Origin of the sequence: Rhodoferax sp. (assembly GCF_034519335.1) — a bacterium.
Taxonomy (GTDB): Bacteria; Pseudomonadota; Gammaproteobacteria; order Burkholderiales; family Burkholderiaceae_C; genus Allorhodoferax.
Genome location: NZ_JAXHOL010000024.1, coordinates 63,711 through 82,576 on the forward strand (window position 1 = coordinate 63,711; position 18,866 = coordinate 82,576).

15 protein-coding genes and 4 pseudogenes are annotated in these 18,866 nt (G+C 62.4%); 8 read left to right on the forward strand and 11 right to left on the reverse strand.

Annotated elements, in window-relative coordinates; genetic code table 11:
- Positions 1-7: 7 nt before the first annotated feature.
- Positions 8-1,388 (reverse strand): annotated as a pseudogene (gene glmU, locus U5O12_RS10340) (bifunctional UDP-N-acetylglucosamine diphosphorylase/glucosamine-1-phosphate N-acetyltransferase GlmU).
- A 39-nt stretch (positions 1,389-1,427) separates the two neighbouring features.
- Between glmU and U5O12_RS10345 the strand changes: the two are divergent.
- Positions 1,428-2,372 (forward strand): DUF6279 family lipoprotein, encoded by a 945-nt coding sequence (locus tag U5O12_RS10345; RefSeq protein WP_322578559.1) that lies wholly within the window; start codon positions 1,428-1,430, stop codon positions 2,370-2,372.
- Between the two features lie 8 nt (positions 2,373-2,380).
- Positions 2,381-2,803, forward strand: coding sequence for a TfoX/Sxy family protein (locus tag U5O12_RS10350; protein ID WP_322578560.1), 423 nt, complete (start codon positions 2,381-2,383; stop codon positions 2,801-2,803).
- A 117-nt stretch (positions 2,804-2,920) separates the two neighbouring features.
- Here U5O12_RS10350 and U5O12_RS10355 read toward each other — a convergent pair whose 3' ends face one another.
- On the reverse strand, positions 2,921-3,520 hold the full coding sequence (locus U5O12_RS10355; protein ID WP_322578561.1) for a 5-formyltetrahydrofolate cyclo-ligase: 600 nt from the start codon (positions 3,518-3,520) through the stop codon (positions 2,921-2,923).
- A gap of 9 nt (positions 3,521-3,529) precedes the next feature.
- Here U5O12_RS10355 and U5O12_RS10360 point away from each other — a divergent pair.
- The 6 genes and pseudogenes from U5O12_RS10360 (at position 3,530) to U5O12_RS10385 (ending at position 10,057) form a co-directional block, all read left to right on the forward strand.
- Positions 3,530-5,543: pseudogene (locus U5O12_RS10360) on the forward strand (transglycosylase SLT domain-containing protein).
- Positions 5,544-5,653: 110 nt separating this feature from the next.
- A pseudogene (locus tag U5O12_RS10365) lies at positions 5,654-6,338 on the forward strand (glutathione S-transferase family protein).
- A 20-nt stretch (positions 6,339-6,358) separates the two neighbouring features.
- A pseudogene (locus U5O12_RS10370) lies at positions 6,359-7,661 on the forward strand (multifunctional CCA addition/repair protein).
- Between the two features lie 85 nt (positions 7,662-7,746).
- Complete coding sequence (locus tag U5O12_RS10375) at positions 7,747-8,448, forward strand: response regulator transcription factor (RefSeq protein ID WP_322578562.1); 702 nt, start codon at positions 7,747-7,749, stop codon at positions 8,446-8,448.
- Positions 8,445-9,821: a sensor histidine kinase gene (locus tag U5O12_RS10380; RefSeq protein ID WP_322578563.1), complete on the forward strand. Its 1,377-nt coding sequence runs from the start codon at positions 8,445-8,447 to the stop codon at positions 9,819-9,821. Before U5O12_RS10375 ends, U5O12_RS10380 begins: the two co-directional genes overlap by 4 nt.
- A gap of 11 nt (positions 9,822-9,832) precedes the next feature.
- On the forward strand, positions 9,833-10,057 hold the full coding sequence (locus U5O12_RS10385) for a hypothetical protein (RefSeq protein WP_322578564.1): 225 nt from the start codon (positions 9,833-9,835) through the stop codon (positions 10,055-10,057).
- Between the two features lie 145 nt (positions 10,058-10,202).
- Here the strand turns inward: U5O12_RS10385 and U5O12_RS10390 are convergent, their stop codons facing one another.
- The 9 genes from U5O12_RS10390 to U5O12_RS10430 form a co-directional block, all read right to left on the reverse strand.
- Positions 10,203-11,111: a hypothetical protein gene (locus U5O12_RS10390; RefSeq protein ID WP_322578565.1), complete on the reverse strand. Its 909-nt coding sequence runs from the start codon at positions 11,109-11,111 to the stop codon at positions 10,203-10,205.
- 1 nt (position 11,112) lies between these two features.
- A complete protein-coding gene (locus U5O12_RS10395) occupies positions 11,113-11,850 on the reverse strand; it encodes a hypothetical protein (RefSeq protein ID WP_322578566.1) in 738 nt (245 codons plus the stop codon).
- Positions 11,851-12,079: 229 nt separating this feature from the next.
- A complete protein-coding gene (locus tag U5O12_RS10400) occupies positions 12,080-13,153 on the reverse strand; it encodes an ABC transporter ATP-binding protein (RefSeq protein ID WP_322578567.1) in 1,074 nt (357 codons plus the stop codon).
- A 3-nt stretch (positions 13,154-13,156) separates the two neighbouring features.
- The gene (locus U5O12_RS10405; RefSeq protein ID WP_322578568.1) at positions 13,157-14,008 is read right to left on the reverse strand and encodes a carbohydrate ABC transporter permease; all 852 of its coding nucleotides are present in this window, start codon (positions 14,006-14,008) and stop codon (positions 13,157-13,159) included.
- 18 nt (positions 14,009-14,026) lie between these two features.
- A complete protein-coding gene (locus U5O12_RS10410; protein WP_322578569.1) occupies positions 14,027-14,905 on the reverse strand; it encodes a sugar ABC transporter permease in 879 nt (292 codons plus the stop codon).
- 5 nt (positions 14,906-14,910) lie between these two features.
- Positions 14,911-15,039, reverse strand: a complete 129-nt coding sequence (locus U5O12_RS10415; RefSeq protein WP_322578570.1) for a hypothetical protein — start codon at positions 15,037-15,039, stop codon at positions 14,911-14,913.
- Positions 15,040-15,084: 45 nt separating this feature from the next.
- Positions 15,085-16,347, reverse strand: a complete 1,263-nt coding sequence (locus U5O12_RS10420) for an ABC transporter substrate-binding protein (RefSeq protein WP_322578571.1) — start codon at positions 16,345-16,347, stop codon at positions 15,085-15,087.
- A 103-nt stretch (positions 16,348-16,450) separates the two neighbouring features.
- A complete protein-coding gene (locus U5O12_RS10425; RefSeq protein ID WP_322578572.1) occupies positions 16,451-17,701 on the reverse strand; it encodes an ABC transporter substrate-binding protein in 1,251 nt (416 codons plus the stop codon).
- 169 nt (positions 17,702-17,870) lie between these two features.
- Positions 17,871-18,854: an ROK family protein gene (locus U5O12_RS10430; RefSeq protein ID WP_322578573.1), complete on the reverse strand. Its 984-nt coding sequence runs from the start codon at positions 18,852-18,854 to the stop codon at positions 17,871-17,873.
- Between the last annotated feature and the right edge of the window lie 12 nt (positions 18,855-18,866).

Genomic DNA, 18,866 nt, shown 5'->3' on the forward strand with positions numbered 1-18,866 from the left:
CCAGCGATCAGGCTTTGGGTGTCTTGGCAGGCCGCGCCCAGTTGGCAATGCTGACTTGCTTGCCACGCGCCACGCTAAGCGCACCAGGTTCGGTGCTTTTGGTGATGGTGGAGCCACCGCCCACCGTACCGCCCGCACCAATGGTGACGGGCGCCACCAGCACGCAGTTGCTGCCCACATGCACATCAGCCTCAATCACCGTGCGGTGCTTGTTGGCGCCGTCGTAGTTGGCGGTGATGCTGCCCGCGCCGTAGTTCACACGCTCGCCCACGGTGGCGTCGCCCAGGTAGGCCAGGTGGTTGGCCTTGGCGCCCTTGGCCAGCGTGGAGTTTTTCACTTCCACAAAATTGCCAATGTGCACCTCGGCGCCCAGCTTGGCACCGGGGCGCAGACGGGCAAACGGGCCAATCAGCGCCCCCGCGCCGACGGTCACACCAAGCTTTTCGCCGTCGATATGGGTGAACGGATGGATGACGGCACCGGCCTCGATCACCGCGTTCGCAATCACGCAGTGCGCACCGATGGACACGCCCTCCCCCAGGTTGACCATGCCTTCAAACACGCAGTTCACATCGATGCTCACATCGTGCGCGCAGAGCAAGTCGCCGCGCACATCAATACGTGCCGGGTCGGCCAGGCGCACGCCCTCCTCCATCAGGCGGTGGGCCTGGCGCAGCTGGTAGGCACGCTCCAGCTCGGCCAGTTGCACCGGGACTGTTGACGCCAGCCACCTGCACCGCGTCGTCAATCTTGTGCGCCACCACGCCCACGTCGTCCGCCACCGCAAACTTCACGATGTCGGTCAGGTAGTACTCTTTCTGCGCATTATGGTTGTCCAGCCGCGCCAGCCAGCGCTTGAGCGCGGCTGCGGGCACGGCCATGATGCCGCTGTAGATCTCGGTAATTTGGCGCTGTGCGTCCGATGCATCCTTGTGCTCCACGATGGCCTGCACCGCATCGCCCGCGCGCACGATGCGGCCGTAACCGGTGGGGTCGCGCTGCTCCAACGTCAGCAGCGCCAGCTTGTCGCCTGCGCAAGCGGCAATCAGGTGGAACAGGGTGTCGGCCTGGGTCAGCGGCACATCGCCCGACAGCACTACCACCACGCCGTCGTCGGCCAGCGCCGGTACGGCCTGTTGCACAGCGTGGCCCGTGCCCAGCTGCGGCTCCTGGCGCACAAAATTCAAGTCAAATTCGGCCCTAGCCCCCGTGGATCCTGCGCAAGCTGCTTCTACTTCGATAGCACCGTGGCCAGTAATGACGACCACTTTGCGGGCCAGCAACTGGGCCGCGGTGTCCAGCACATGCCCCAGCAAGGGGCGCCCGGCCAGGGTGTGCAAGACCTTGGGGGTTTTGCTCTTCATGCGCGTGCCTTTGCCCGCCGCCATAATGACCACGTCCACTACCGGCCGCTGGCCCGAAGCCCCTTGAACCTGAAAACTAGACGTCACGTGCATGTCCTCGCGCAAATTTCTGATGAATGGGTGGGCCCGCAACGCTGGTGGGCCAGCGCAGGCCGTTGGTGCGCCATTATCGGGCTGCTCATGGGCCTGCTGAGCCTGAGCGGTTGCAACGCGGTGCGCCTGGGCTACAACAACGCCCCAGACTTGGCCTATTGGTGGCTGGACGGCTATTTTGACTTCGATGGCGCCCAGTCCACCCGCCTGCGCAACGACCTGCATGCCCTGCAAGACTGGCACCGCAAGGAAGAGCTGCCCCCGCTGGCCACCACCCTCAAAAACCTGCAGGCCGCTGCGCCCCAGGAGGTCACAGCCGCCCAGGTGTGCCAGCTCAGCCAGTATGTAGAAGAGCGCATCCAGACTGCGCTGGACCGTGCAGCCCCCACCGCCGTGGCCCTGGGGCCTACCCTGAGCAGCGCGCAGCTGGACCACTTGGCCAAGGCGCTGGACAAACGCAACCGCGAGTGGCGCGAAGAGTGGATGGATGGCAGCCCCGAGGACCGTGCGGAGCGCCGCCTGAAAAAGCTGGTGGAACGCGCCGAAGGTTTTTACGGCCGCATCACCGAGGCCCAGCGCAAGCAGCTGCAGGCCCAGCTGGAGGCATCGGCCTTTGACGCCAGCGTGCAGTACCGCGAGGTGTTGCGCCGCCAACAAGACACGCTGCAAACCTTGCGCGCCCTGCGCAACGGCAATGCCACCGAGATCCACACCCAGGCCGAAGTACGCGCCTTGGTGGCCCGCAGCCTGCAGTCGCCCGACCCTGCGTTTCGCCAGTACACCGAGCGCGTGCGCAGCCAAGCCTGCGAGGCGATTGCTGCGTTTCACAATCGCACCTCGGCCAGCCAACGCCAGCGCCTGCAAGAGACGCTGAAAGGCTACGAAAGCGACCTCATCGCGCTGATGCGCCCCTGATACCCGCCATGTCCATCGACCAAAGTTTTGCCGACTACAGCTGCGAACTGCTGCAAAGCGCAGGCCCCTGTGTGGCCCGGCGCATGTTTGGCGGCTGGGGCATCAGCGTGGACGGAATGACGATTGCCATTTTGGCCAATCTGGGCGATGGTGACACCCTGTGGCTCAAGGCCAGCGACGAGAGCCGCCACCGTTTTGAGGCCGAAGGCTGCGCCCGCTTCACCTACCCGGTGCAAGGCCAGCCCAAAAGCATGAATTACTACAGCACCCCGGCCGAGGCGATGGAATCACCTGCCCTGATGCTGCCCTGGGCCCGGCTGGCAATGGAAGCGGCGCTGCAGGCACGCAAGCCCGTACGGCCCAAGGCGCCCACCAAGAAGGCCACCCGAGGCAGACCCAAGCCGCCGCCGGGCCGCCCCAAGGCGGCTTAGCCCCCTCGGGGGGCAGCGACCCGCTCACGCATTTGCGCCCGCAAATGCGTTCACGTTGTGGCAATAGGCCATGCACGGCCCAGAGGCCGTGCGTGGGCGGAGCGTGGGGGGGCCACATCAAACTGGCCAAACAATCCCGTGGTCGTTGAGGATGGCATCGAGCGGCATATCGTGCGGCTCGGGTTCGAAGTCATCCACAAACTCGGTGCCAAAACCCAGCCCCACGGTGAAGGGCTTGGGGCTCAGGCTGGCCAGCATGCGGTCGTAAAACCCGCCGCCGTACCCCAACCGGTATCCACCCGCGCTGTAACCCACACAGGGCACAAACAGCAAGGTGGGTACGATCAGCTCGGTATCTTTGGGTTTGGGAATGCCGTAGGCGTCTTCTTCCATCGGGCAACCGGGGTACCAGGCATGGAAGGTCATGGTTTTGTGCTCCCGGTTCACCACGGGCAGGCCAATACGACGGGGCTGCGGCTGGTCAATCAGCTCGCCGTCTTCCTTCCATCGGTGCAACGCCGGCAGCGGATCAAATTCACCCTTGATGGGCCAGTAGGCCCCAATCACCGCATCCGGTCGCCCCACCAGCCAAATCCGCATCACGCGCTGCAGAAGTTCTGCGCGCTGTAGGCGGTCCGGCAGGTTCAGGCGTTGTTCGAGTAGCGCCTTGCGAAGGGCTTTCTTTTGCGCGGCTTTGCTTTCGTCCGAGTTGTCCATAATCCCCACATGCAGTTTCCAGCCATTCTGACATCCTTGGCCCTCGCGGGTTTCGCGGTGTCCTCCTTCGCCGCTCCGGCAAAAGCCCAAGGGCGCGACGTGGTGCGCGAGTCCGCCCGCTCCGACGACACCATCCTCGACATGGCGCAAGCCTACAAGCAGCGTGACCGCAAGCGTCTGGCGGCCTTGTTGCCCCAAGCGCGCAACCACCTGCTGGAGCCGTGGGCCGCCTATTGGGACATGTCGGCCCGGCTGGACGATGCCAGCAACGCAGACATCCAAGACTTTTTGAACCGTTACAGCGGCACCTACCAGGAAGACCGCTTGCGCGCCGAGTGGCTGCAGGTACTGGGTCGGCGCGGCGATTGGGCCAGCTTCCAGCGCGAGCTGCCGGCCTACCGCATGAACGACGAACGTGCCATCCGGTGTTACAGCCTGCAGGCGGACTACAGCACCCAGGGCACCGACGTGGCCAATGCCGTGCAAGACACCTGGCTGGCCCTCAAAGACGCCGACGAAGCCTGTGCCGGCGCAGCGGCGCAGCTGCTCAAAGATAAAAAGCTCACCTCCCACACGGCTTGGCTGCGCGCCCGCCTGGGCATGGAAAACGACCGCTTGCGCATTGCCACCCAGGCCGTGGGTTTGCTGGACGCGGATTGGGTCAAAACGGTCAACACCATCTACCTGAACCCCGGCAAGTACCTCAACGACAAGCTCACTGCGCTGCGTCCGCAGACCCGCGAACTGGTGTCGCTGGCGCTCATCCGCCTGGCCTACCAAGAGCCCGCCGAAGCCGCCACGGAAGTGGAGAAGCTGCGCTGGAAAGCCCAGCTCACGCAGGAAGAACGCAGCTGGATCTGGGGCGTGATTGGCAAACGCGCCGCCCAAAAACTCTCGGACGACGCCGTGGGCTACTTTGCCAAGGGCCAGTTTCAACACATGCACGAAGACCACCTGGTCTGGGCCGCCCGCGCCGCCCTGCGCGCCGGGCGCTGGAATGTGGTGCAAGACGCCATCGCCGCCATGCCCGAGTCCACTGCGCAACGACGCCACCTGGGTCTACTGGCGTGCCCGCGCCCAACTGGCCCGCGCCACCACCGACGCCGCCCGCGCCGACGCCACCCGTGCGCTGGAGAGCATTGCAGGTATCAAGGGCTTCTACGAAATGTTGGCCCTGGAAGACTTGGGCAACAAAGTAACCGCCCCGGCCAAACCCCTGCCCCTGACGCCCGAAGAAAAAGACCACGCCCGCACCACCCCTGGCCTGATGCGTGCGTTGTACGCCATGCAACTGGGCCTGCGCACCGAGGGCGTGCGCGAGTGGAACTACACCACCAACCTGCACACCCGCGGCGGCATGGACGACCGCAGCCTGCTGGCCGCCGCCGACCTGGCCTGCAAGGCCGAGGTGTGGGACCGCTGCATCAACACCAGCGAACGCACCAAAGGTGTGGTGGACATGGAGCAACGCTTCCCCATGCCCTTCAAGACCGCCGTGCTGGCCCGGACCCAGACCATTGGCCTGGAGCCGGCCTATGTGTACGGCCTGATCCGCCAAGAAAGCCGTTTCATCATGGACGCCAAGTCCAGCGTAGGCGCAGCCGGCCTCATGCAGGTCATGCCAGCCACCGCGCGCTGGACCGCCAAGAAGATCGGCCTGACCGACTTCCAGGCCCACCAGATCACCGACCGCGACACCAACATTGCCATCGGCACCGGTTACCTCAAGCTGGTGCTGGACAGCTTTGGGGGCTCCATGCCCATGGCCGCGGCGGCCTACAACGCCGGCCCGGGCCGCCCGCGCATCTGGCGGGGCCAGACCGGTAGCCCCACGCTGGAAGCCGCCATTTGGGCCGAAAACGTGCCGTTTACCGAAACCCGCGACTATGTGAAAAAAGTGCTGGCCAACACCACGCTGTATGCCGCGCTGATCAGCGGTCAGCCTCAGTCGCTCAAGGCACGCCTGGGCACGGTGGGCCCGCGCGACGCCAGTACACCGGAGGCCGGACTGGAACTGCCCTGAGCCCGTGCGCCGTCCAAGGCGTGCGCCATGCATCAATGCGGCCTACCTTTGTCATCAATGGGCAGGGCGTCAGCCATTAGGATGAAAGCCCTTACACGCACAGGTGTCCCATGCTCAAGCTTTACATCGGCAACAAAAATTACTCTTCATGGTCCATGCGCCCTTGGGTGCTGCTCAAGCAAGCGGGCATCGACTTTGAAGAGGTGATGGTCCGCTTCGACTCGTTTGACAGCAGCTCCAAGTTCAAGGCCACGCTGGGTCCGCTAACACCCACGGGCAAAGTGCCGCTGCTGGTAGACGGCGACCTGGCGGTATGGGACACCCTGGCGATTGCCGAGTACGTGGCCGAGCAGTTTTCCGGCACGCCGCTGTGGCCGCAGGAGAAAGCCGCCCGCGCCCGGGCACGCAGCATCTGCGCCGAAATGCACTCTGGCTTCACCGCCCTGCGCGGCAACTGCCCCATGAACATCGAGGCCGACCTGGCCGCCACCGGCGCCCTGATCTGGCGCGACAAACCGGCCGTGCGGGCCGACGTCGCGCGCCTGGTCGCCATGTGGGAAAGCCTGCTGGACCAGCACGGCGGCCCCTTGCTGTTTGGCAACTTCAGCGTGGCAGATGCCTACTTCGCCCCGGTCTGCACCCGCCTCAAGACCTATGCCCTGCCCCTGCCGCCCAACAGCTGCCGCCTATGTGGCCCGCGTGCTGGCTCTGCCCGGTGTGCAAGCCTGGGTGAACGATGCCTTGAATGAGAAAGATTTTCTGGACTTTGAAGAGCCCTACCGCCTGAAGCGCTGACCCCGCGCCCCCTTGACCCCATGCCTGCCACCCCAACTCTCCCGTCCATTCCCGGCCAAACCTACCTGGTGGGCGGCGCTGTGCGCGACGCCCTGTTGGGCCTGCCGGTGCAGGACCGCGACTGGGTGGTGGTGGGCGCCACACCGCAAGCCATGCTGGACGCGGGCTTTGTGGCCGTAGGGCGCGACTTCCCGGTGTTCCTGCACCCCCACACGCACGAGGAATACGCGCTGGCCCGCACCGAGCGCAAGACTGCCCCCGGCTACCGCGGCTTTGCCGTGCATGCCGAGCCCGGCGTGACACTGGAGGAAGACCTGGCGCGGCGCGACCTTACTATCAATTCGATAGCTGCTCGCGCATATATCTACGGGGTCCAGAGGCCAATTTGATGCAAATTCTGTGGTCGACCCCTACGGCGGCCGTGCCGACATTGCCCAGCGTGTGCTGCGCCACGTGACGCCCGCCTTCCGCGAAGACCCGGTGCGCATCCTGCGGCTGGCGCGCTTTGCCGCGCGCTTCACCGACTTCACCGTGGCGCCCGAAACCCTGGCCCTGATGCAGACCATGGTGGCCGAGGGCGAAGTGGACCACCTGGTGCCCGAGCGCGTGTGGCAGGAGCTGGCCAAGGGCCTGATGGAAGCACAGCCCTCGCGCATGTTTGAGGTGCTGCGCAGCTGCGGCGCGCTGGCGCGCCTGCTGCCCGAACTGGACCGCCTCTGGGGTGTGCCCCAAAGCCCCGAGCACCACCCCGAGGTGGACACGGGCATACATGTGATGCTGGTGCTGGACCGCGCGGCCCAGCTGGGTGCGCCGCTGGCCGTGCGCTTTGCCTGTCTGGGCCACGACCTGGGCAAGGGCACCACACCCGCCGACGTGTTGCCGCGCCACATCGGCCACGAGGAGCGCAGCGTGCGCCTGCTCAAAACTGTGTGCCAGCGCCTGCGCGTGCCCACCGACTGTGCCGAGCTGGCCGATGTGGTGGCGCGTGAACACGGCAACATCCACCGCAGTGCCACGCTCAACGCAGCAGCCCTGGTGCGCCTGCTGGAGCGCTGCGACGCCTTTCGCAAACCGGCGCGTTTTGCCCAAGCGCTGCAAGCCTGTCAGTGCGATGCCCAAGGCCGCTTGGGCAAAACCGACACGCCCTACCCGCAGGCCACGCGTTTGGCGCAGACGCTGCAATTGGCACTGGCAGTTGCTACAGATTTGGTAGCTGCTCGCGCAATATCCATGGGTGCTACAGGCCCAAAGATAGGTCAATTCATCCAAACTGCTCGAACCGAAGCGGTGGCCGCAGGTCTGGACGCTGCGCCAGCCGCCTGAACGGGCTCGTCCCAACGCTTCGCGGGTAGCGCCCCCCGCGCTTTCCCCCTCCCTGCGGCACAGTCTGCCTTGGTATGCTTAGCCCATGGCCCATTTACTGATTGTTGAAGACGACGAATTGCTGCGCGACGGCCTGTGTGCGCAGCTGGTCCACGCGGGCCACAGCGTGAGCAGCGCCAGCGACGGCGCGCAAGCCCAGAGCCTGCTGGAAGGCACCCGATTTGATGGCGTGGTGCTGGACCTGGGCCTGCCCGTACTCGACGGCATCCAAGTGCTGCAATGGATACGCCAACGCCTGAGTGCGCTGCCAGTGCTCATCCTCACTGCCCGCGACGGTGTGGACGACCGGGTACAAGGCCTCAACGCCGGCGCCGACGACTACCTCACCAAACCCTTCAACATGGCCGAACTGCTGGCACGCCTGCAGGCCATGCTGCGCCGCTCGCGCCTGCCGGCCTTTGGTGGCTCGCTGGAAGTGCAAAGCGACTCCAGCAAAAACCTGCGCCTGGACCCGGTGCGCCCCCTGGCCTGGCTGGGCGAAGAGCCCATGGACCTGACGCAGCGCGAATGGTCGCTGCTCTCGCTCTTGGTCAACAACATGGGCCAGGTCGTGGGGCGCGAAGACGTACTGGCCGTGTGGCAAACCCAGCCCCAAGACGGCGCCGCGGTGGGCTCCAACGCGCTGGAGGTGTATGTGCACCGCCTGCGCCGCAAGCTCACCGACAGTGGCCTCAACATCCGCAACGTGCGCGGTCTGGGCTACATGCTGGAAACCGAAAGCGCATGAACGTTCCGGCCCGCTTCTCGCTCAAGCGGCAACTGCTGGTGTGGCTGCTGCTGCCGCAGCTGGTGCTGTGGCTCATGGGCGGGGTGCTGGCCTTTCGCGTGGCACTCACCTATGCCGAGAAGACGATTGACCAGTCGCTGACGCAATCGGTGCGCTCGCTGGCGCGCCAGGTCAAACCCATGGGCTCGGGCCTGCTGGTGGACTTTCCGCGCGCGGCGCGCGACATCATCGAGCAGGACCCCGAGGACCGCGTGGCCTACATGGTGTCCTCGCCGCCCGGCAGTTTTTTGCTGGGCAACACCAAGATCCCCGGCATGACGCCCGACCTCTACGTGCCCGACAACGAACCGCTGCTGTACGAGGTGGTGCTGGACGGCAAGCCCATGCGCGTGGCGTCCATCGACCTGAGTTTTGGCGACGGCTTTACCGACCAGCGCATGCGCGTGCAGGTGGCCAAGAGCCTGGTGGTGCAGCAGCGCATTGCGCGCGAGCTGGTGCGCGACGTGCTGTTTCCGCTGCTGATTCTGGGCGCCGTGCTCAGCGTGCTGGTGTACGAGGGCATTCGCCGCGGCCTGGCGCCGCTGGAACGGCTGGAGGCCCAGCTGGCGCACCGTGCCACGGCGTCGCTGTCCCCCATCGAGATGACGCAGGCGCCGGAGGAAGTGCACTCGCTGGCCAATGCGCTCAACCAGCTGCTCACCACCCTGCGCCGCAGCCTGAGCCAGGAAAAGCGCTTTTTGAACGACGCCGCCCACCAACTGCGCACCCCGCTGGCCGGCCTGATCAGCCAGACCGAATTGGCCATGCAGGAGACCGAGCCCGAGGCCTTGCGCCAACGCTTGGTCAAGGTGCACACCGGTGCCCAACGCAGCGCCCACCTGGTGCACCAACTGCTGTCACTGGCGCGCACCGAGGCCGAGGTGGCGCTGCACCCCGTGGATGTGGCCGCACTGGCCCGTGAAGTGGCGCGCGAGTGGACGCCGCGTGCGGTGACTGCGGGCGTGGACCTGGGCTACGAGGGCGAAGACTCGCTGACGGTGCCCGGTGACAAGCTGCTGCTGCGCGAAGTGCTGAGCAACCTGATCGACAACGCCCTGCGCTACGCCGGCAAGGGTGCCGCCGTCACGCTGCGCACCACGGTGCGTGAGGGTATGTGCTGGCTGGACGTAGAAGACACCGGTCCTGGCCTGTCGGCCGAACACCTGGAGCGCGTGTTTGAACGCTTCTGGCGCGCCAGCGAATTCCCCGGCGGCTGCGGCCTGGGCCTGTCCATCGTGGCGGAAATTGCGCGGCGCCATAACGGCACGGCGACCGCGCAGACCACGCTGCCGCATGGGCTGACGATTCGGTTGCAGTTGCCGGTGCAGGGGTGAAGGTGAGCTGCTTGCCGCGGTTGCTGCCGTTCGTGATCGCAGCAGAACATCGCGTTTGCGACAAGCCCGTGCTGTATATGGTGATGTGCTACATTCTGGGGGCTGCATTTTTTGCAGCGCATCTTCTGGGTGCGGAACGCTTCGTACTAAAAAACACGGGGATTTCTGCCTCTAAAGTGAGCGAGTTAACTGAGATTGGCTGGATGTCCCATTTTCAGTTTGGTGCGATGAGCTAGAGGATCGGCTGGCAATATATGGCCCCCGCATCTTGGCCGGCGCACCATCAGACTTGGAAGAGAGTTTCAGACACTGATGATTATTGGTGAATCGTTATACGATCTCACTGCATTGACGGTCAGCATATGCTGGCCTTTTTTGCGTCTAGATTCTGGTGAAATCGCCGGGCGCGATATTCAAGTGCGGATCGCCCGTCTTATTCTCCAAGTCACCGTGGCACTGACAAAAGCGTCCGGTCAGCTTCTTCGGTGAATTCTTTTGCGCGTCATAGTGGAACGCCGCGTTGAACGGTGCGCCCAAGCGACGAAATCCCGCGAGGTGACACATGTCTTCCGGGTGCTCCTCCACCATCCACGGGCGGCCGTGCATTCGACGCGATGCTCCCGGGGCTTTGAACTCGATCCCTCGATCATCGTGAAACGACAGCACCTCCCCTGAGCCCCTCACACGAGGGTAACTCGCCTCGAAAGCGTTGGTAGCAGCGTTCAATACATTCTTGGCCAGCTGTTCGTCGTTGGACGCAGCGATATTGGTCTGTAATTCGCGCAGCCAATCTCGATAAGAGTTCGATTTGAAGTTACGCACCGGCAGCAGCAATGGCGTTGTGTTCGCTTGATCGCGAAGCTCGCGGTGCAAGACCGCCAAGATTTCGCGAGTCCGCGCTGTCGTCCGCACCAAAGTTTCGAAAAGACATTTTTCCGCAGCCCGCCGTTCGTCAGGGGTGGTGCCACTAGGCTCCCAATTGATAGGCACAGGCAGGATAGCGGGGAAGAAGTGGTTCTCGAAGGCGATATCGCTGCCGTTGTTACTGCGGCGGTAGATCACTGCACAACACGTACCCACTAAATTCGACTGTTTGTCAAATTCACTATCAAGCCGACTTTTGAATTCCGTCAGGAAAAGCTTGGCGTGATTCGCCGAAAGCCCCTCTTTCTTCGACATCGGAAACCCGACGAAATCAGAATTCGCGCTCAATAGAGAGTCGCGTTTTTTGTTTATATAGTCAAACGCCTCGCCAGCCGGTAAGCCAGCGTACCCGAGGGTGAATCGCATGCTATTTCGGAGTATTTTGGAGCTTCGCGATGATATCGAGCGGGAGTTGGATTCGCTTTCGCTCTGCCTCGGTGAGTGAGGCAAGCAGGAGGTCCCAGAGGCTTATGTGATTGCCGCCGTCAGCACTCGCGAGTTTTGACTGTTCGAGGACGCAATTCAACTGCAGCCCGTTTTGTCGAAGCCAATGATCGACCTGCTTATTCAGTTCTTGCAGAACCTCCGCTTTGGATTGACCGGCGGACGGCGGTACGATCAGGGTGGACTCGATTTCCACACCTTCGCCCGGCGCTTCGGCGTCATCCAAGATGTCGCGAAAGTGAATCGGGTCACCCAGCATCAGGAAACGCTTGTAGCCTGGGGTGACCGGACGGGTGAAAGCGAGAAAGACCGCGTGGGCGTACTTTCTCGACTTAACCGAAGTTGCGGCAGCCGTAGTCGCGCCTCGAGTCGACGAAGGCACAGACGCGTCCGCTTGCCCTTTCAAGTAGACATACTGCTCTGTGGGATTACCGAGGTTTCGCGGCATGTCGAGCTGCTCACTAAGCTCGCGTCGAATGAACTGCCCAACCGTTCGACGCCCTAGCTTTTCGCGTAGCTCGGGACGCTGGTTGTTTAGGGCCCAGCCAACGTTGGCAAGCAGCAGGTCTTCATTCGTTTGCGCATAATGCTTGCGCACATGTTCAACAAGGAAGGTCTTCAGCGCGTTCGCGTCGGTCGAGATCGATTGTTCTGTTTCCATAAGTACTCGAAGTAGTCTGCCACCGATGCCAACGGTGGGGTTTTGAATGTACCCCACTCTGCCCACAGCATTGTCGACCGATTACCGCAGACGCGATCAAACACCGTTGCTGGTCGGGGTTGTCCTTCAAAGCGCCGGTGAAGAACGACAGCTACCAGTTTTTGACAAAAATAGAAAAGCCGGACTCCCAAAAAGGGCCACCCGGCTTTTTCGTTGAATGTTGGAAAATTCAAACGTCCAGACGCACACCCGTCGCGGTACTGAACCAGTTGGTATTCGCAGGGCTCACGCGCAAGCCCACTTGGTCACCCGCCTTCCACTGGGCGCTAGGCGCAGTACGCACCGTCACATCGCCCGCGGCAGTCTTGATCACCACATAGGTATCGGCGCCGGTAGGCTCCACCACCGCGACCTCACCACGCCACGAGGCGTCGGCCACCAGCTCGATGTGCTCGGGGCGCACGCCCAGGGTGGCGTCGCCCACGGCGGGGGTAGCCAGCTCCAGGGTGCTGCCGTTGAAGCTGAAGCGGCCTTGGGCACCGGATGTTTCCACATGGCCCTTGATCAGGTTCATGGTGGGCGAACCGATAAAGGTGGCCACGTAGGTGTTGGCCGGGCGGTTGTAGATGTCGTCGGGCGTACCGATTTGTTGCAGGATGCCGTCCTTCATCACCGCGATGCGGCTGCCCAGAGTCATGGCTTCGATTTGGTCGTGCGTGACGTAGACGCTGGTGATGCCGCTGACTTGGTGCAGGCGCTTGATTTCAGCACGCATTTCGACACGGAGCTTGGCGTCCAGATTGGAGAGCGGTTCGTCAAACAAGAAGAGCTGGGGGTCACGCGCCAAAGCGCGGCCCATGGCCACACGCTGGCGCTGGCCGCCAGACAACTGCGCGGGGCGGCGGTCCAGCAGGTGTTCGATCTGCAGCATGGCGGCCACTTCGGCAATACGCTTCTTGCGCTGCTCCAGCGGCACTTTGCGCATTTCTAGCGCAAACCCGATGTTGTCGGCCACGCTCATGGTGGGATACAGCGCATAGCTCTGGAACACCATGGCGATGTCGCGCTGCGCGGGGGCCACGCCCACCACGTTTTTGCCAGCGATGCGCAGCTCGCCCTCGGATGGTTCTTCGAGTCCAGCAATGATGTTGAGCAAGGTGGACTTGCCGCAGCCAGAGGGGCCGACCAGGATCAGGAATTCGCCAGGGGCGACGTCGATTTCGATCTTTTTGAGGACTTCAACGGCTTTGTCGCCCTTGCCGAAAACTTTGCGGATGCCTGCGATTTGGAGAGAAGCTGCCATTTTTTATCCTTTCACCGCGCCGGCGGTGAGACCTTTCACGAAATATTGACCTGCGAGTACATAGACCAGCATGGTGGGGAGACCAGCAATCACGGCCGCAGCCATGTCCACGTTGTAGGCTTTCACGCTGCTGGAGGTGTTGGCCATGTTGTTCAGACCCACGGTGATGGGCTTGCTGTCGGCGCCGCTGAAAGCCACGCCAAACAGGAAGTCGTTCCAGATGTTGGTGAATTGCCAGATGAGCGTCACCATCAAAATGGGCGTAGACATGGGCACCACGATGCGGAAGAAGATGCGCCAGAAACCGGCACCGTCAATACGCGCAGCATTCACCAGCTCTTTGGGGATGGCGGTGTAGTAGTTGCGGAAGAACAGCGTGGTGCCAGCCAGACCGGCGATACAGTGCACCATGACCAAGCCACCCAGCGAGCTGGACAGGCCCAGAAAACCCAGCACCTGGCTCATGGGCAGCAGCACGACCTGGAAGGGCATGAACACGCCAAACAGCATGAAACCGAACAGCACTTCGCTGCCCTTGAACTTCCACATGCTCAGCACGTAGCCGTTGATGGCGCCCCAGGCGGTGGAGATGAGCACGGCCGGCACGGCCATGATGATGGAGTTGACAAAGTAGGGCTGCAGGCCGCGGCAGTCCACACCCGTACAGGCAGTGGACCAAGCCAGCCGCCAAGACTCGAAGTTCAGACTGTTGGGTAGGCTCAGCAGGTTGCCCGAGCGAATTTGCTCGGCGTCCTTGAAGGACGTGGCCAACATGACATAGAGCGGCGCCAGAAAGAAGAAGGCCGCAATCAGAAGGGTGCCGTAGATCAGCACGCGGGGTAGGTTTTTGAGCATAGGAGGGCAGGTTCCGGCTTAACGGTCGTGGGGTTTGGAGCGCAATTCGCTGTACAGATAGGGCACCACGATGGCGGCCACAAAGGCCAGCATCATGGTGGCGCTGGCGGCGCCCAGGCCAATCTGGCCGCGCGTGAAACTCATGGTGTACATGAAGGTGGCCGGCACGTCGGACGAGAAGCCAGGGCCACCCGAGGTGAGCGCCATCACCAGGTCAAAACTCTTGATGGACAGGTGCGACAGCACCAGCACGGTGGAGAACACCACGGGGCGCAAGATGGGCAAAATGATGCGCCAGTAGATGCGGGGCAGCGAGGCACCGTCGATCTGGGCGGCCTTGATGATGCTGTCGTCAATGCCGCGCAGGCCGGCCAGCGACAGGGCCATGGCAAAGCCGGCGGACTGCCAGATGCCGGCAATCACCACGCAGTAGATGGCGGTGTCGGACTGCACCAGCCAGTCAAAGCTGAAGCTGGCCCAACCCAGGTCGTGCATGAGTTTTTCCAGACCCAGGCTGGGGTTCAAAATCCATTTCCACGCAGTGCCGGTCACGATGAAGGACAGTGCCATGGGGTACAGGTATACGGTGCGCAGCACGCCCTCAAAGCGTATCTTCTGATCCAGAAAAATTGCCAGGCCCATGCCCAGCACCATGGAGCCGCCCACATACAACAAGCTGAACAGACCCAGGTTCTTGAGCGCCACGTACCAGCGGTCCATTTCCCACAGCTTCACATACTGCTCCAGCCCCACAAATTCTTCGTAGTTGGGCAGCATGCGCGAGCCGGTGACGGAGAGCACGCCGTTCCAGATCATGAAGCCATAGATGAAGGCGAAGCCGAGCACAAAGCCCGGGGCGATCACCAGCTTGGGCAGGATGTTTTCAAGGGTTTTCATAAGCTTTATTTCTGTTTGGGGGCGCTTACCGCCAACAGCTTGGACAGGGTTTCAGGCACTGTCAATTTGTCGTTGTTCCAGAACTCGGACACCACCGCACGCATGGCGGCCTGCTGGCTGGAGGACAGCGCCATGCCGTGCGCCACCGACGGCACCAGCGTGCCGCTGGCGGATAAGCTTTATTTCTGTTTGGGGGCGCTTACCGCCAACAGCTTGGACAGGGTTTCAGGCACTGTCAATTTGTCGTTGTTCCAGAACTCGGACACCACCGCACGCATGGCGGCCTGCTGGCTGGAGGACAGCGCCATGCCGTGCGCCACCGACGGCACCAGCGTGCCGCTGGCGGACGTGGCCACAAAGTCCTTGCTAGAGGTCTTGGCGCATTCGTCAAACTTGTCCATGGGCATGCCCAAACGCACGGGGATGGAGCCCTTGCGCAGGTTGAATTTCTCCTGGAAGTCTTTTCCCATGAGCAGGTAGGCCAGGTAGCCCTGGGCCTTTTGGGCCTCCCAGCCTTTGAGCTGGAACATGGCAAAAGAGTCCACGTTGAAGGTGTAGGCCTTGTCGGTACCCGGCGCGGCCGAGCAGGTGAAGTCTTTGCCGGGGGTCTGACCAGCGGCCAAAAACTCGCCCTTGGCCCAGTCGCCCATGAACTGGAAGCCGGCCTTGCCGTTGATCACCAGTTCGGTCGTCACGTTCCAGTCGCGCCCCAGCGACTTGTCGTCGGTGTAGCCTTTGATACGGCGAAACACCTCCAGCGACTTTTTCATCTCGTCGCTGGCCAGCGCCGCACGGTCCAGCCTGACCAGGGCCTTGTCGTAAAACGCGGGGCCGCCCACGCCCAACACCACGGATTCAAACACCGTGAAGTCCTGCCAGTCCTGGCCCCCATGGGCCACGGCCACAAAGCCGGCCGCCTTGATCTTGTCGGCAGCGGCAAAAAATTCATCGTAAGTTTTGGGCAGCGCTGCAACGCCAGCCTTCTTCAAGACTGCGGAGTTGGCCCACAACCAGTTCACGCGGTGCACGTTCACCGGCACGGCCACGTAACGGCCTTTGTATTTCATCTGGTCCGCCACCACTTTGGGCAAGACCTCGTCCCACTTCTCAAACGATGCCATCGCATCCAGACTGGTCAGCGCCTTGAGCTCGGCCCATTCCTGAATCGCCGGGCCCTTGATGTTGGCCGCAGCAGGCGCACTGCCCGCCAGCACACGCTGTTTGAGCACCGCCATGGCGTTTTGTCCACCGCCGCCAGTGACTGTGAAATCCCGCCAGGTATGGCCACGCTGGGCCATCATGCCTTTGAGCTCGGCCACCGATTTGGCCTCGCCCCCCGACGTCCAGTAGTGGAGCACCTCCACCTCGCCAGCCCACAGGCTCGCACCAGCACACAAGGCCACAGCGGCCCACAGACAACGCAAAGAGGATTGGAATGGCATGGGATGCAATCTTGAGAAGACGGTCAAATTTGAACAGCCCCACCCCCGCAGGGGGATGGGGCGTCTGCTTGGCAAGAAACTGGCGCTTGCGCGCCAGCACGACTTACTTGGTAGCAGCAGCTTTGGCGATGTTCTTCACGCCGTCAGCCACGGAGATCTTGTCGTCGTTCCAGAACTGGGACACGGCATCCTTGATCGCACCTTCAGCAGCAGGCTTGATGGCCATGCCGTGGGCCACGGAAGGCACCAAACCACCAGACTTGGCGGTGTCCACAAAGTCCTTGGCAGAGGTCTTGGCGCAGTCGTCAAACTTGTCCATCTTCATGTTCAAACGCACAGGGATGGAACCCTTGTTCAGGTTGAACACTTCCTGGAACTCGGTGCCCATGATGGAAGCAGCCAGATCGCCCTGGGCCTTTTGGGCACCCGCGTCCTTGAGCTTGTACATGGCAAACGAGTCCACGTTGAAGGTGTAAGCCTTGTCGGTGCCAGGCGCAGCAGCGCAGATGTAGTCCTTGCCTGGCACCTTGCCAGCGGCAGAGAACTCACCCTTGGCCCAGTCACCCATGAACTGGAATGCAGCCTTCTCTTGGATCACCATGGCGGTGGCCAGGTTCCAGTCGCGGCCGGGAGCAGCTGCGTCGGTGTAACCCTTGATCTTGCGGAAAGTTTCCAGGACCTTGGTCATGGTGGCGCTGGTCAGCGCTTTTTCGTCCAGCTTGATCAAGGCGTCGTTGTAGAACTTGGTACCGCCCACGCCCAGAGCCACGGACTCAAAGGTGGTGAAGTCTTGCCAGTTCTGGCCACCGTGTGCCACGGGAATCAGGCCAGCCTTTTTGACTTTTTCAGCGGCAGCGAAAAATTCGTCCCATGTCTTGGGAGTGGAGGTCACGCCAGCCTTTTTCAGCACGGCGGAGTTGGCCCACATCCAGTTCACGCGGTGCACGTTCACGGGGGCAGCCACATAGTTGCCCTTGTACTTCATGACGTCAGCCACGACCTTGGGCAGCAGGTCATCCCACTTTTCGGCCTTGGCAGTGGCGTCGAGGTTGGCCAGCACGCCTTCGGCTGCCCATTCCTGGATGGCAGGGCCCTTGATCTGGGCAGCAGCAGGAGGATTGCCGCTCACCACACGGCTCTTCAACACGGTGGCGGCGTTGTCGCCAGCGCCACCGGCCACAGCAAAGTCTTTCCAGACGTGGCCCTTGGCTTGCATGATCTTCTTCAGTTCAGCAACCGACTTGGCTTCACCGCCGGATGTCCAGTAGTGCAGGACTTCCACTTCACCAGCCACAGCGGCCGAACCAGCAACCACGAGTGCCACTGCGGTGGCGAGTTTAGAAAGCTTCAACATCTTGTCTCCAAAAAAGTTTTGTCTTCGTAGCCCCTTGGTGGGGCCCAAAACAACGTTGCATTCTTGTCGGCACCATGCCAACTCGAATTAATTAATTTTCATTAATTTTTAACGCTGAACTACTAGGAGTTTCCCTAGGGTCGATTAAATCAACCCCTCTGATGGAGAATCAGGACACCACCAGCGCCAAAGCGGCGTAGTCGCCCACCTGTTCGCCCAGGCCAGCTGGCACGATTTCCACGCCTTGCGTCAGCGCGGGCAGCTTGCCGTGCAGGTAGGCCTGCAGCTTGGGCAACAGGTAGTCGCGGTTGTGCCAGAACACACTGCCGCCCACGCTGATGCGCTGCAAGTCCAGCGTCGCCACCATGTTGAAGAGGGTGCGGCCCATAACCTCGCATAAGCCATCAATAATGGCCACAGCCCCCGTATTACCTGCGCGAGCAGCTACAAAAAGAGTAGCAGCATCGGTAAAGCCATCGTTGCCAAAACGGCGCGGAATGGCGTTACCGGCCACCAGCCCCTCCACATCGCCCACCAAGCCGCAGCCGCACAGGGCATCGTCGTTGCTGATGACAAAGGTGTGGCCCGCGTGGCCGGCGTTGCCGTTCTTGCCGCGCAAAATGTGGCCATCCACGCACAGGCCCATGCCAATGCCGGTACTCCAGGTCACGTAGGCGCAGTTGTCCAGCCCTTGCAGGGCGCCCCAGCGGCGTTCGGCCTCCAGCGCGCCCACGCCGTCGTTCTCCACCCGCACATTCGGAAACACCGCCTTCAGCGGGGCTTCCAGCAGCGCCGTGGTCCAGTCATTGGGCAGGCCGCGCGCCTTGCCAGCCAGGCCGCCGCAAATGTTGGGGCCAGCCAGCTCGACCATGCCCTGCTTGATGACGAATGGGCCGCAGGTGGCCACGCCTACTGCGGAAATATCGGCCACGGCAATGCCTGCCAGGGCACAGCTCTCGCCAATCATGCGAATGATTTGCTGCGCTAGCGCGTCGTTGTTGCCGACCTTGGCGGTTGGCTCCGAGACTTTGCCGCGCACCCCCTGGGCGTCGGCCATGTTCACGGCCACTTTGGTGCCCCCAATGTCGACACAGGCCACCGGCGGGCAGCCCGCGGGCATTTGCACAAACGGAGTTGAAGTTGTTGTTGCCATGGTGCTGATGTC

Bases quoted from the DNA above. Each gene is read 5' to 3' on its own strand.
- U5O12_RS10415 (WP_322578570.1), bottom strand. From the start codon at position 15,039: ATGGCGCTGTCCTCCAGCCAGCAGGCCGCCATGCGTGCGGTGGTGTCC.
- U5O12_RS10405 (WP_322578568.1), bottom strand. From the start codon at position 14,008: ATGCTCAAAAACCTACCCCGCGTGCTGATCTACGGCACCCTTCTGATT.
- U5O12_RS10430 (WP_322578573.1), bottom strand. From the start codon at position 18,854: ATGGCAACAACAACTTCAACTCCGTTTGTGCAAATGCCCGCGGGCTGC.
- U5O12_RS10420 (WP_322578571.1), bottom strand. From the start codon at position 16,347: ATGCCATTCCAATCCTCTTTGCGTTGTCTGTGGGCCGCTGTGGCCTTG.
- U5O12_RS10400 (WP_322578567.1), bottom strand. From the start codon at position 13,153: ATGGCAGCTTCTCTCCAAATCGCAGGCATCCGCAAAGTTTTCGGCAAG.
- U5O12_RS10375 (WP_322578562.1), top strand. From the start codon at position 7,747: ATGGCCCATTTACTGATTGTTGAAGACGACGAATTGCTGCGCGACGGC.
- U5O12_RS10410 (WP_322578569.1), bottom strand. From the start codon at position 14,905: ATGAAAACCCTTGAAAACATCCTGCCCAAGCTGGTGATCGCCCCGGGC.
- U5O12_RS10425 (WP_322578572.1), bottom strand. From the start codon at position 17,701: ATGTTGAAGCTTTCTAAACTCGCCACCGCAGTGGCACTCGTGGTTGCT.
- U5O12_RS10350 (WP_322578560.1), top strand. From the start codon at position 2,381: ATGTCCATCGACCAAAGTTTTGCCGACTACAGCTGCGAACTGCTGCAA.
- U5O12_RS10395 (WP_322578566.1), bottom strand. From the start codon at position 11,850: ATGGAAACAGAACAATCGATCTCGACCGACGCGAACGCGCTGAAGACC.
- U5O12_RS10380 (WP_322578563.1), top strand. From the start codon at position 8,445: ATGAACGTTCCGGCCCGCTTCTCGCTCAAGCGGCAACTGCTGGTGTGG.
- U5O12_RS10390 (WP_322578565.1), bottom strand. From the start codon at position 11,111: ATGCGATTCACCCTCGGGTACGCTGGCTTACCGGCTGGCGAGGCGTTT.
- U5O12_RS10355 (WP_322578561.1), bottom strand. From the start codon at position 3,520: ATGGACAACTCGGACGAAAGCAAAGCCGCGCAAAAGAAAGCCCTTCGC.